Source organism: Mucilaginibacter roseus (assembly GCF_021215455.1).
GTDB lineage: Bacteria > Bacteroidota > Bacteroidia > Sphingobacteriales > Sphingobacteriaceae > Mucilaginibacter > Mucilaginibacter roseus.
The window spans coordinates 235,490-248,471 of record NZ_JAJPWV010000001.1 but is presented as its reverse complement, the minus strand read 5'-3'; the positions used below and the strand labels follow the sequence as shown (position 1 = coordinate 248,471).

12 protein-coding genes are annotated in these 12,982 nt (G+C 43.3%); 7 read left to right on the top strand and 5 right to left on the bottom strand.

Features of this window, described 5'->3' with window-relative positions:
* Window positions 1-49 precede the first annotated feature (49 nt).
* Window positions 50-433: a hypothetical protein gene (locus LT679_RS01100; protein WP_232175055.1), complete on the bottom strand. Its 384-nt coding sequence runs from the start codon at window positions 431-433 to the stop codon at window positions 50-52.
* Between the two features lie 230 nt (window positions 434-663).
* On the opposite strand from LT679_RS01100, the gene LT679_RS01095 reads away from it, so the two are divergent.
* From LT679_RS01095 to LT679_RS01085, 3 genes are all read left to right on the top strand, one after another.
* A complete protein-coding gene (locus LT679_RS01095; RefSeq protein WP_232175054.1) occupies window positions 664-1,875 on the top strand; it encodes an IscS subfamily cysteine desulfurase in 1,212 nt (403 codons plus the stop codon).
* 86 nt (window positions 1,876-1,961) lie between these two features.
* Entirely contained in the window at window positions 1,962-2,375 is a 414-nt protein-coding gene (iscU, locus tag LT679_RS01090; protein WP_194102048.1) for a Fe-S cluster assembly scaffold IscU, read from the top strand.
* 98 nt (window positions 2,376-2,473) lie between these two features.
* Window positions 2,474-2,800 (top strand): HesB/IscA family protein, encoded by a 327-nt coding sequence (locus LT679_RS01085; RefSeq protein ID WP_232175053.1) that lies wholly within the window; start codon window positions 2,474-2,476, stop codon window positions 2,798-2,800.
* Between the two features lie 266 nt (window positions 2,801-3,066).
* Here the strand turns inward: LT679_RS01085 and LT679_RS01080 are convergent, their stop codons facing one another.
* From LT679_RS01080 to LT679_RS01065, 4 genes are read right to left on the bottom strand one after another with little or no spacing between them, the layout of a single operon-like run.
* Window positions 3,067-3,366: a hypothetical protein gene (locus tag LT679_RS01080; protein ID WP_232175052.1), complete on the bottom strand. Its 300-nt coding sequence runs from the start codon at window positions 3,364-3,366 to the stop codon at window positions 3,067-3,069.
* A gap of 43 nt (window positions 3,367-3,409) precedes the next feature.
* Entirely contained in the window at window positions 3,410-4,159 is a 750-nt protein-coding gene (locus tag LT679_RS01075) for an ABC transporter ATP-binding protein (RefSeq protein WP_232175051.1), read from the bottom strand.
* Window positions 4,156-5,025: an ABC transporter permease gene (locus tag LT679_RS01070; RefSeq protein WP_232175050.1), complete on the bottom strand. Its 870-nt coding sequence runs from the start codon at window positions 5,023-5,025 to the stop codon at window positions 4,156-4,158. The genes LT679_RS01075 and LT679_RS01070 overlap by 4 nt, the downstream gene beginning before the upstream one ends.
* Window positions 5,025-6,002: an ABC transporter substrate-binding protein gene (locus LT679_RS01065; protein WP_232175049.1), complete on the bottom strand. Its 978-nt coding sequence runs from the start codon at window positions 6,000-6,002 to the stop codon at window positions 5,025-5,027. Before LT679_RS01065 ends, LT679_RS01070 begins: the two co-directional genes overlap by 1 nt.
* A gap of 166 nt (window positions 6,003-6,168) precedes the next feature.
* Between LT679_RS01065 and LT679_RS01060 the strand changes: the two genes are divergently transcribed.
* The 4 genes from LT679_RS01060 (at window position 6,169) to LT679_RS01045 (ending at window position 12,930) form a co-directional block, all read left to right on the top strand.
* On the top strand, window positions 6,169-7,314 hold the full coding sequence (locus tag LT679_RS01060; RefSeq protein WP_232175048.1) for a methionine aminotransferase: 1,146 nt from the start codon (window positions 6,169-6,171) through the stop codon (window positions 7,312-7,314).
* A 56-nt stretch (window positions 7,315-7,370) separates the two neighbouring features.
* Window positions 7,371-8,147, top strand: coding sequence for an amidohydrolase (locus LT679_RS01055; protein WP_232175047.1), 777 nt, complete (start codon window positions 7,371-7,373; stop codon window positions 8,145-8,147).
* 119 nt (window positions 8,148-8,266) lie between these two features.
* The gene (locus tag LT679_RS01050; RefSeq protein WP_232175046.1) at window positions 8,267-10,510 is read left to right on the top strand and encodes a GH92 family glycosyl hydrolase; all 2,244 of its coding nucleotides are present in this window, start codon (window positions 8,267-8,269) and stop codon (window positions 10,508-10,510) included.
* 92 nt (window positions 10,511-10,602) lie between these two features.
* The gene (locus tag LT679_RS01045) at window positions 10,603-12,930 is read left to right on the top strand and encodes a penicillin-binding protein 1A (protein WP_232175045.1); all 2,328 of its coding nucleotides are present in this window, start codon (window positions 10,603-10,605) and stop codon (window positions 12,928-12,930) included.
* Window positions 12,931-12,982: the final 52 nt, after the last annotated feature.

Here is a 12,982-nt window from a genome sequence, read left to right as displayed (position 1 = left end):
TATTTTTATTATAAAACATTAGGGGAAAAAGTTTTCCACGTTTTAGTTCTCATTGCTCCTCATACACCATACCCTGGCAATTATCGGGAACGCCTACTGTTAATAAAACATTTAATTTGCCATCCTTTTTTTGCAAAATATCCCCGGCGCTAATATCGTTAAGTTCAAATATACAATGTCCGTTATCATCGAAAGATATACTCCATTTCTCTGTATGATCAATATAACTTTTGTTTGATTTACCCCAATCATCCATGATCCAATCGGGTGCATTATTTAATTTATAAGTTCCGTTACGATAAATTATCAAATAGCTTTCGGGAATATCGACATAATCACCTTCATACTGCATTATCTTTTTAGAGTGATCTGTTAGCCTATAAGTGCCTACAACCTCAACTTTATCTTTTATATCGGCAGCTTGAAAACCCATGTCCCATACACAAAAAACCGGGCGACAGCCTGCAATAAACAAAGCTATGAGAGTAAGATACAGCAGGATAAGGTTTGGTTTCATTTTTAATATGTCGTTCAATCAAAATAATAATTCGGCAGAGAACCTTATTAAGTTCAAAAATCGTCTACCTAACCACTCGTTTATGACAGTGGGCGAACAATTTTAAATAAATTATTTGTATATCTTTGTATTGTTAAACTGATACAATGAACTTACCAATTTATTTAGATAACAATGCTACAACGCCCATGGATCCACGGGTGCTTGAAGCTATGATACCATATTTTACCCAAAAATTTGGTAATGCCGCAAGCCGTAACCACCACTTTGGCTGGGTAGCCGAAGAGGCTGTTGATTACGCACGTGAGCAGGTTGCCAAATTAATTGGCGCTACCGAGAAAGAGATTATCTTTACTTCAGGCGCTACAGAGTCAGACAATCTGGCTATTAAGGGTGTTTTTGAAATGTATAAAGATAAAGGTAACCACATTATTACCGCGGTTACTGAACATAAAGCCGTGCTTGACGCTTGTAAACACGTTGAGAAACTGGGCGGCAAGGTTACTTATCTACCCGTTAAAGAGGACGGCCTGGTTGATCTGGAATTGCTTGAGCAAAGCATTACGCCAGAAACCATCCTGGTATCAATTATGTACGGTAACAACGAAATCGGTGTTATACAACCAATAAAAGAAATTGCAGCTATTGCCCACAAACATGGCGCCCTGTTCATGACAGACGCTACACAAGCCGTAGGTAAAATACCGGTTGACGTAAACGCTGATGGTATTGACCTGCTGGCTCTTTCGGCCCATAAAATGTATGGCCCTAAGGGTGTAGGCGCTTTGTATGTACGCCGTAAAGGTCCGCGTGTTAAAGTAACTGCACAAATGGACGGCGGCGGCCACGAGCGCGGTATGCGTTCAGGTACTTTGAACGTACCGGGTATCGTTGGTTTGGGTAAAGCCTGCGAAATTGCCCGTTTGGAAATGGATTCTGAAGCGCAACGCCTTTCAGCTATGCGCGACAGGTTAGAGGCATCATTGAGTGAATTGGAAGAAAGCTATGTAAATGGTAACGTACAACACCGTTTACCGCACGTAGCTAACATCTCCTTTAAATATGTTGAGGGCGAGGGTTTGATGATGGCCATGAAAGATTTGGCTGTATCATCAGGTTCGGCCTGTACTTCGGCATCACTTGAGCCATCATACGTGTTGAAAAGCTTAGGTTTGTCTGACGATTTGGCACACTCTTCGATACGTTTTGGTTTAGGCCGCTTTACAACCGACGAGGAAGTAGATTACGCAATCGAGGTAACTAAAAAAGCGGTAACGCACCTTCGCGAACTTTCTCCACTATGGGAAATGTTTAAAGAAGGCATCGACCTTAACTCAATTGAGTGGGCAGAACACTAAGAAAATTTCGGAATTCGAATTTTGGATTTCGGTTTTTACTGTTAGGATTTAGATATTAGAATTTAGAATTTAAAAGCTATAAGACAATGGCATATTCAGATAAAGTAATTGATCATTACACCAACCCGCGCAACGTGGGTACATTAGATAAAAGCAGCCATAAAGTAGGTACCGGCCTTGTAGGTGCCCCTGAGTGCGGTGACGTTATGCGCCTGCAGATTGAAGTCGACGATAACAACGTTATTACCGACGCTAAATTTAAAACCTTTGGTTGCGGTTCGGCTATCGCTTCATCATCATTAGCTACTGAATGGCTAAAAGGCAAAAGCATTGATGATGCTATGGCTATTGACAATATGGATATTGTTGAAGAACTCGCCCTGCCACCGGTAAAAATTCACTGCTCAGTTTTGGCTGAGGACGCTATTAAAGCCGCTATTAATGATTACCGCGTTAAAAACGGCTTAGAGCCAATTGAATTAGAAAAATCACACCACTAATTGAGTGAGTGGTGGATAGTGAATGGTGAGTAGCAATACTAAACCTTTCGCTATTCGAATTATGTGACAAACTCACTGTTGACTACTAACAACTGACTATGGTAACCGTAACAGATAAAGCTAAAAGCAAAATTGATAACCTGATGCAGGATGCCGGGCTTGATGCTTCGTATTTCCTGCGTGTATCGGTTCAGGGTGGCGGCTGCTCAGGCCTGTCATATAACCTTGATTTTGATAACGAAGAGAAAAAGGGCGATCAGTTTTTTGAAGATAAGGGAGTACGCATGGCCCTGGATATGAAATCGTTTTTATACCTGGCCGGTACTGAACTTGATTTTTCGGACGGCTTGAACGGAAAAGGTTTCAACTTCCATAATCCTAATGCTACCCGCACCTGCGGTTGTGGCGAAAGCTTTTCGGTTTAAGGTAGTTTATTCGACATTATATGATATTGAAAAGGCGCTCCATTGGGCGCCTTTTCTTATGGTTTGCGATTTACTTATCAGCATATCCTCATAATCATCTACATTTATCAACCTCACCTGCTCTCTCCCCTCGTTATCGCATTCAACAATCGCAAACAGTTACAATGTCACCAGCGCTTGCCGGATCATCCCTCAATCACAACACGCTCTCAACAAACACCGTCCGGCAACAGCACCGGGTGACAAACTTTTAAAGTGCTGAAAAATCAGGCACTCTTAAGATTATTTATATCCGCAAACAATTCAGCAGTATTTACTATACCTGCATCAATCGCTTTACTTTTAACCGCTTCTATCAGGTAATTATTTTTAAGCTCATTTTCAGATACCATCACGCTAAAATCCTTATACATAACCCCTTCTTCAAAAGGGTAAACGGTGTAGCTACGTTTGTTCGGATCGTAATGGCCTAGCTCAAAAACCTCATCCTGTTTTTTGCCTTTTATCTTTGCGCCTTTTACCAGCTGGTAAGCGTCGTTTATCGTTACAAAATCATTGTTCTTCATAGCAATCAGACAGATACAATAACTTTGCCAAATTTTTTAACGCTTACGAAAACCAGTTAAATATGTCGTTTTGAGTTAGCGCCTTCTTATCCTCTGCTGAAATATCACGTAAAGTATTGCCCTCATTCATCTGAATAAGCCTGGTACCGTACTGGAAAGCGTCCTTTAAATTATGCGTGATCAGTATTGCAGTGAGATTGAAATCATGGATAAGCTTATCAGCCGTGCGCATAACCACCTCTGCTGATCGTGGGTCAAGCGCCGCCGTGGGTTCATCCAGCAATAATACCTTGCAGCTGTCCATAACGCTCATCAACAAAGTAAGCGCCTGGCGCTGGCCCCCGGAGAGTGTGCCCATAGGTTGCTCTAATTTATTTTCAAGCCCCATGCCTAAAGTAGTGATGTGTTCTTTTACTTTTTCCCTGAAATCCGCATTTACGCCGACTGAAAATCTCTTATGCTTGGTACGAATGGCAGCCAGTCGGAAATTATCTATTATACTTAGATCGGGTGCAGTACCACTCAGCGGGTTTTGGAAAACGCGTGCTACCCACTTACTGCGCTGATGGTCTGCCATGCGGGTAACATCATTGCCGCCAATTTGTATAGTACCCTCATCGGCATAAATACTGCCGGCCACCAGGTTGAGCAAGGTAGTTTTGCCTGAACCGTTAGCCCCAATAATAATTACAAACTCGCCCGAGTTTATGTTAAGCGACAAATTGTTAATAGCAGTTACCGCACTCGCCTTACCCTTGTTAAAAATTTTATGTACTGAATTAAGCGCTATCATGAATTTCTGCTAAAAGATAAACGGGGCAGGCTTACTATTAATAATACGAATACAGCGGTAACTAATTTGAGCAGATTGGCGTCAACGCCAATACTAAGCGTAATGGCCAACACCATTTGGAAAGCGATTGCACCGGCTATTACCAACACCAGACTCAACCATGCCGAAGTAATGCGCAGCCAATTGATAATTGTTTCGGCTATGATGACAGAACCAAGCCCTGTTATTACAATGCCTATACCCATATTAATATCTGCAAAACCCTGAAACTGGGTCATGAGGTAGCCGCTGAGAGCAATCAGTCCGTTAGCCAGCGCAAGCCCGGCAATCTTCATATTATTAGTATTTACGCCAAGTGCGCGTATCATGGTTTCGCTATTACCTGTGGCGCGCATAGCTAAACCAAAATCTGTTTTTAGCAAATAACCGATCAGTAAGGTGATCAACAACACAATCAGCAACAATATAACGCCTGTGTTTTGATTAGGATCGACCATCAAATGCAACTTATCAAATAAGCTTTTAACGCCTATTAATGGAATGTTTGATCGCCCCATTAAGGTTAGATTTATTGAATAAAGTGAATAGGTTACCAATATACCAGATAACAGTGGATGCACCTTCAAACGTGTATGTATCAATCCAGTTATGGCACCGGCTAAAGCTCCGGCCAATATCACCGCAGGTAAAACAATATACACCGGTTGCTGATGGGTTAATAGCAACGCCGTAACCACACCGCCGAGGGTATAACTACCGTCTGTAGTGATATCCGGTATGTTAAATATCTTCATGGAGATGTAGATACCCAGCGCAATACCCGCAAAACACAAACCCTGTAATAAAGCGGTAAGGTAAAAGTCCATTATTTTATTGCTTCGAAATTTGATGGTAGCGTTAGTTTATACTTTGCGGTTACTTCGGCATTATACACCCGTTTCCTGACTTTCACCAATTCTGGTTTCAGACCATCGGTTTTATGTGTTTTAAGGTATTGTACGGCCTGCTCACCTGCCTGGTATCCCCATTGGTAAATATCGGCCCCGAAAGCTGCTACCGCGCCGCGTTGTACTAAACCAGCCTCGCTGGTAAATATCGGTACATTTTTGGCATCGCAATTCTTTTTTATAGTCTCGAATGCAGCAAATACTGTATTATCCGGGTTTGCAAAGAAAGCGTCGATATTTTTAGCCAGCAATGATTGTGTTACCAGCGATGCTTCCGACGAATTATTGAGCGGCAACGCCACTAAATTAACATTTAGTTTAGTAGCCAGCCCTTTTATGCGCTCCATTGCATCTGCCGATTGCGGTTCGGATTGGTTATAGATCATGCCGACAACCAGCTTCGCTCCTGTTTTAGGTTTTAGTATGTGCGGGATGATGGAAAATGAAGTGTCGATATAATTCAGATCTTCCAACGCGCCGAACAGGTTTGCCGGCGCTTTTCCACTCGCATCAAGCACCTTCATGCGCTCAGGCACAGGTGAAACCATGGCAAATACCGGGATGGTTTTGCTTTTTTGCAAAGCTGTTACGGTTGACAGCGTGGTTGAGGTCGCCAGCACATCCACAGGTTCGCTAACAAAATAATTTACAATTTGCGTTAACTGTGGTATATCATTCTGTGCATTCCGATATTCTATTTTCAGGGTATGGGCATCTTCACTAAAGCCACCCTTTTTAAGTGCATCGGTAAAACCGGTACGCGCCTGCGCTATAGTAGCATCCTCAAAAGCATCAACAAAACCAACAACGGGCACATCGTTTTTTTTGCCCTTTTGCTGGCATGATATAATGATTGCAGCCATGGCAACGGCTGCTAAAAGTTTAACATACTTCATACCACTAAAGTAGTTATTAAACATTAAAGCTGAAATATTCCCCGGGTATGTTGCAGCGGCAATTTGCTTATTACGGCTTAAATTGACCAGCGGGTGTGTGTAAAATAAACACCCTATTTTTCAACAAATAGTAAACAAATTACTTATTGCGGTATTTTAGCCCTTGATGATACCTATAATATCAAAACTACCGCAAACGGGCACTACTATATTTACTACCATGTCGGCATTGGCTGCCGAGTTGGGCGCTATTAATTTGTCGCAAGGCTTTCCGGACTATGATTGCCCTGCCGAATTGAAAGAGTTGGTTAGCCAGGCTATGCAGCATGGCCACAACCAGTACGCCCCGATGGCTGGTTTAATGAGCTTGCGTGAGGTAATTGCCGACAAGACTGAAAAACTTTACGGTGCTGTTTACGACCCTGAAACCGAAATCACCGTAACCGCGGGCGGCACACAAGCCATTTACACCGCTATAAGTACCGTGGTAAACCCCAATGATGAGGTAATTATTTTCGAACCGGCTTATGATGCTTACGCCCCGGCAGTACGCATGATGGGCGGATTGGTGAAATCATTACAACTTGAACCACCTGATTACCGCATAAACTGGGAAATGGTAAAAAGACTGATCACCAACCGCACAAGGATGATCATCCTCAACTCGCCGCATAATCCTACCGCTACCATGCTGCGTAAGGAAGATATTGATCAACTCATCAGTATCATTAACAGCCGGGATATTTTTATTTTAAGTGATGAAGTTTATGAGCATTTAATATTTGACGGACGCACCCATGAAAGCATGGCACGCTATGCCGAATTGCGCGATCGTAGCTTTATCGTGGCATCGCTGGGCAAAACATTTCATGTTACCGGTTGGAAGCTGGGTTATTGTATTGCCCCGGCCTATTTGATGCGTGAATTCAGGAAGATACACCAGTTTTTGGTATTCAGCGTAAATACGCCAATGCAATTTGCAGCGGCCGAGTATTTGAAAAACGAAGAGCATTACAATTATTTGCCGGGGTTTTTTCAGCAAAAGCGCGATCATTTCCGCGCCGGGCTGGAGCAAAGTAGGTTTAAGCTATTGCCTTGCGAGGGATCGTACTTTCAGTCAGCATTTTATGATGCGATAAGCGACGAAAAAGATACGGATTTCGTGATCCGTTTAACCCGTGAATTCGGGGTAGCGGCCATACCTACTTCTGCCTTTTACAGCAAAGGCACCGACTTTAAGGTGATTCGCTTTTGTTTCGCCAAAACACAAGAAACTTTAGATAAAGCCGTTGATAGGTTAATTAAAGTTTAAATAAATTTTAACACATTGCAATAATATTTAGCCTTTGAGCTAAGCTATACTTGCCTATGGATAATCTGAAGATCACTGTATTCCAAGGATACCTTTTTTGGGAAAACGCCGATAAAAATTTGCAGAACATCAGTTTGCGATTATCAAACATACGTGAAAAAACGGACCTGATTGTGCTGCCCGAGATGTTCAACACCGGGTTTACCATGAACGTTGAGCCGCTGGCAGAAGAAATGGAAGGTAAAACCATGCAGTGGATGGCGGCAACAGCCAAAAAGTTTGATTGTGTGATAACCGGCAGCCTGATTATTAAGGAAGACGGCAAGTACTACAACCGCCTGATATGGATGCGCCCGGACGGCAGCCATGAGCATTATGATAAGCGCCACTTGTTTGCACTTGGCAAAGAACACGAAAAATTTACCGCCGGCAATAAACGCCTGATAGTTGAACTTAAGGGCTGGAACGTTTGCCCGATGATTTGCTACGACCTGCGTTTCCCGGTATGGCAGCGTAATGTTAACGGCGAGTATGATTTGCTGTTGATTGTAGCCAACTGGCCCGAACGCCGCGCTTTACATTGGCGCACGCTTATACCGGCCCGCGCGGTGGAGAACCAAAGCTATGTAGTGGCCGTTAACCGTGTTGGACATGATGGTAATGAAGTGTACCATTCAGGCGATTCAACCTGTATTGACCCGAACGGAAAGGTTATTTATTACAAACGCGACGAAGAAGATCTTTATACCTTCACCATTGCCGCTATTGAACTGGAGAAAACTCGCCGTGCTTTACCATTTTTAAAGGATGCGGATAGTTTTACTATTAACTAAATAGCAGCACTAATAAAACTTTCGTCAATAGTGTAGCGTAAACTGTTTTTATTTACGTATCAACAAAATAAACGCTTTATTTTGCGTTGATTAGAACGGTAAATTCTACAACAATCTTCATGAAGTTTATATACAGCAGTGCATGCCTGATGGCGATGTTATATTTTATAACCGTAAATGCATCGGCACAAAAAAAGAAGGATCATGCACCTTTAGTAAATACATTTATCGGGACGGCCGGCAGCGGTCACTCCTATCCTGGCGCGGCAACACCTTATGGTATGGTGCTACTCACCCCGGTAACCGGTACGGCGCCGGATGGCTACCTTTATACCGACAGTACCATACACGGCTTTACTCATGCCGTTTACGCGGATGCATCAGGAATTCCTCATAGCGAGATATTATTTATGCCTACAATTGGCGCCCCCGAACTGAGTCAGGTCAAGCGAGGAGCGTCTTTCAAAAAAAAATATGAAAAGGCTTCTGTAGGTTATTACAACGTTACTTTTAATAATAAAACAGAGGTTGAACTCACCGCTACTACCCGAGCCGGCTTACAGGTGTATGATTTCCCTGCTGCGCCGAAGGCCAACGTGATTATTGACCTACAGTATGGTGGTAACATAATCAACAGTGAAGTTGAAATTATAAACGACCATGAACTGCGTGGGTTACGCACATCAGGCACGGATGGTAATAAAAGAAACACATATTTCTACGCCAAATTTTCAAAGCCCTTTAAAACTTATGGTATCGCCCTAAACGGCGCATTACAGGCCGGGCAGAAAAAAGCATCAGGTACTGATGTGAAACTCTATGTGCAATTTGACGATCCGGGAGAAGTAGCTATCCGCACGGGACTATCGCATGTTAGCACGGCCGGTGCTTTAAAAAATCTGGATGCAGAAATACCTGATTTTGATTATCGTAAGATACAAAAAGCGGCCAAATCCACATGGACAGAAGAACTCAGTAAAATGGAAGTAACGGGCGGCGCTCCACCAGTACCACGCGTGGAAGACGCAGCGCCCGCAACGTACAATCCATATGGCAGGCCATCGCCTAAGGTGGTAAAGCTCCCCGATTTTGCGGCTTTAAAGCAAAATGTATTTTACACGGCTATGTATCACACCATGCTTACGCCAAATGTAGCAGGTGATGCTGATGGTACCTACATTACTACTGATAATAAAACCGCTAAAAGCGAGGGCTATACCTATTATGATGTTACTCCTATAAACACCTTTGGTTCGCGCTACCAGTTAATAACGCTTACAGACCCGAAGCGCACCGTTGATTTTATCAAGAGTTATCTTGACGGGAGCGGCAACAACACCAACCTCGCTTTTAACGAGCTTATTGTAGATGCTACTGCAAAAGGCATTAAAGGTTTCGATGCAGATCGTGCATACCAAAAGCTTCGTTCATCGCTCAACGCGTTAAATAATGAGGGCCTAAAGCAACAGGGATTTATACAGGGCGACAAGCCTTTATCGGTAAGTAAAACATTATTTTACAGTTATTATAACTGGCTTGCAGCGCAAATGGCTAAAGCTTTGAATAAAAGCCTAGAAACTGATGAGCACTATAAATTGGCTTCATCATGGAAAAATCTGTTCAATTCTAAAACGGGTTTCTTTCAGGCTAAAACGGGCAATAAATTTCAGGAACCCTTTAAGCCGGTTGACACCGTTGCCTATGAGCGCGGCAATGCCTGGCAATACCTTTTTATGGCACCTCATGATGAGGAAGCGCTTTTAGAAATGATGGGGGGCAAAGATGCTTTTGAGGAAAAGCTTGACGGTTTTTTTGGCACATTGACGGAGCACCCTGTGTATATTGAAGGTTTTACAGGGCAGTACAGCGTGGCTTACCTGTACAATAATTTTATCCCCTACCTGTACGCTTTTACTGATAACTCTCAAAAAACGCAGAGCTACATCAATCGTATCATTAATCAGCTTTATGCACCTGAAGCATCGGGCCTGAGCGGTAACGATTATAATGGCCAGATATCGGCTTGGTATATTACCAATAGCCTCGGTTTTTACAGCGTGGTGCCTGGCGGACAATATTTTATTGGTTTGCCTCAATTTGATAAAGCAACCATCAGCCTGCCTAACGGCAAACAATTCAGCGTTGTAAACGGCGGTACGGCTATTACCCGTAAGAACTTTTACCTACAAGGCATGAACCTCGACAAGAGCGGCTACAACAAGTTATATCTTACCTATAGCGATATAGCTAAAGGCGACGATTTTGAAGTGTTTACGGGCGTAATGGCCAATAAACTTTTTATGCAGGATCTGGAAAAACCTACATCAAAACAACTGCAAACAAGCGTTTCGCCACAAAAATAAATTGCATTTTATAAAATTTACCGCCTGGGTTTACGTTGTTAAATTTTGTTATCCCGTTATGATTTAGCTTCATAATTTTACATCTTTACCAAATGTTCAAACGCATTAAGTACCGCGTCCTGCGCTATCTTGTTATATTTATATATTTTGTAATTATCTTTTTCTGCGCCATCGAACTTAACTTTTTGTGGCTGTTTGGCTATTCGCCTGACATGGAGGACATAAAAACCCCTGTGCTTTCGGTAGGATCAGAAGTTTATACGGCTGATGGTAAACTCATCGGTCAGTTTTACAAAGAGAACCGCTCGCCTGTCGACTATAAGAACATCTCCCCTAACCTGATCAATGCACTTGTAGCTACCGAGGATTCACGTTTTTACAGCCATGGCGGTGTCGATTTTCTGTCATTTTTCAGCAGTATGGTATCAACAGCTCAAGGTGATCGTCGCGGCGGCAGTACCATTACGCAGCAGTTGGCAAAAAACCTGTTCAGCACCCGTAAAAAGAAAGCGCGGGGCGTATTGAGCCGCGTTCCGGGCCTGGGTACCGTTATTTATAAATTTAAGGAGTGGCTTACCGCTTACAAGATAGAGCACCTGTATACCAAGCAGCAAATACTTACCATGTATTTTAATACCGTACCCTTCGGTAACAATTCCTTCGGTATAAAAACGGCTACCTTGAAATATTTTAATGAGCAGCCGGATGATGTTAACCCTGCTCAGGCAGCTACCTTGATCGGTATGCTTAAGGCAACATCAACCTACAACCCGATACGTAACCCTGAGAAATCAACCGAGCGCCGTAACGTGGTATTGAGCCAGATGCGCAAAAATAATTTCATCAGCGAGGCCGAGCAGCAGCGTTACAGCAAAGAGCCGATGAAACTTGATTTGAGTTATGTTGATCAGGATTCGCATGGCGACTCTTACCTGCGACGCGCGGTTGAAAAATGGCTGGATAAATGGTGTAAGGATAACGACTACAATCTGTACGAGGATGGCTTGAAAATATACACTACCATCGACTCGCGCCTGCAAAAATATGCCGAAGAAGCGGTGGCTGATAAAATGAAATCGTTACAGCGCCGCTTTAATAACGTGTGGGGTAAACAAAACCCCTGGCGCGATTCGAAAGGCAACGAGATCAAGGATTTTATACTGAAATCTGAACAACGCCTCCCTATTTACAGCATCCTGAAAAAGAAATATAATGGTGATACCACCAAAATTCAGGAATACTTTAACACGAAGAAAAGGATGCGTGTTTTTACTTGGAAAGGCGATCAGGATACCACCTTTTCAAGCATCGACTCCATAAAATATTATGCCCGGATATTGAATACCGGCATGATGTCGCTTGAACCGGCAACCGGCAAAATAAAAGTTTGGGTGGGCGGTATAGATTATAAATACTTTAATTACGATCACGTAAAACAGGCTAAACGCCAGGCCGGCTCAACCTTTAAGCCTTTCGCTTACCTAACCGCTTTGGATAATGGCTTTACGCCTTGCGATAAGTTTACCGATAAACCGGTTACCATTCGTTATAAGGATGAGGGCAAAGACGAAGAATGGTCGCCTAACAACGCCGACTTTAATTTCTCGTATCGCGAAATGTCGTTACGCTGGGCTATGGGTAAATCTGTAAACTCTATCACCGCGCAGTTAACCGAGGAAGTTGGTTGGGACAAGGTAGTTGAGTACGCGCACAAATGCGGTATTGAAAGCTATCTGAAATCAGTACCGTCGGTGTCATTAGGATCAAACGATGTATCAGTATATGAAATGGTACGTGCCTACAGTACGTTTTTAAACAAAGGCGAAAAACTTGATCCGCTGCTGGTAACCCGCATTACCGATCACCAAGGGAATGTTATTGAAGAATTTGAACTGAAAAAAGAACGCGTTATAAGCGAAGAAACCGCTTGGCTGATGCTCTATATGTTCAGGGGTGGTATGGAAGAACCGGGCGGTACATCACAGGCGCTTTGGGAGTACGATCTATGGAAAAAGAACAACCAGATTGGCGGCAAAACCGGCACCTCGTCAGACTATGTGGACGGCTGGTATATGGGCATCACCAAAGACCTGGTTACCGGTGTTTGGGTAGGCGCTGATGACCGTAGCGTACACTTTAAAACATCAGAAACCGGCGAAGGCTCGCGCACGGCGCTGCCAATTTTCGGCAAGTTTATGGAGATGGTTTACGCCGATCCGAAATCAGGTTATACCGAAGGTCCGTTCCCAAAACCATGGGTTAAAATCACCAAGCAATACATGTGCCCGTCGCCACGGATAAGGGTTGATACCGCGGCTACCGACAGTACAGAAGTAAGCACTGATAGCACAGCCACAGAGCCAACACTTACCCTGCCTGATAACCCTGAAGGTGGTGAAACGCCGCCTCCGGGCCAATAATATTATTGCATACGCTTAAACCTTAATTTGAGTAAATTAGCTTCATTCTATC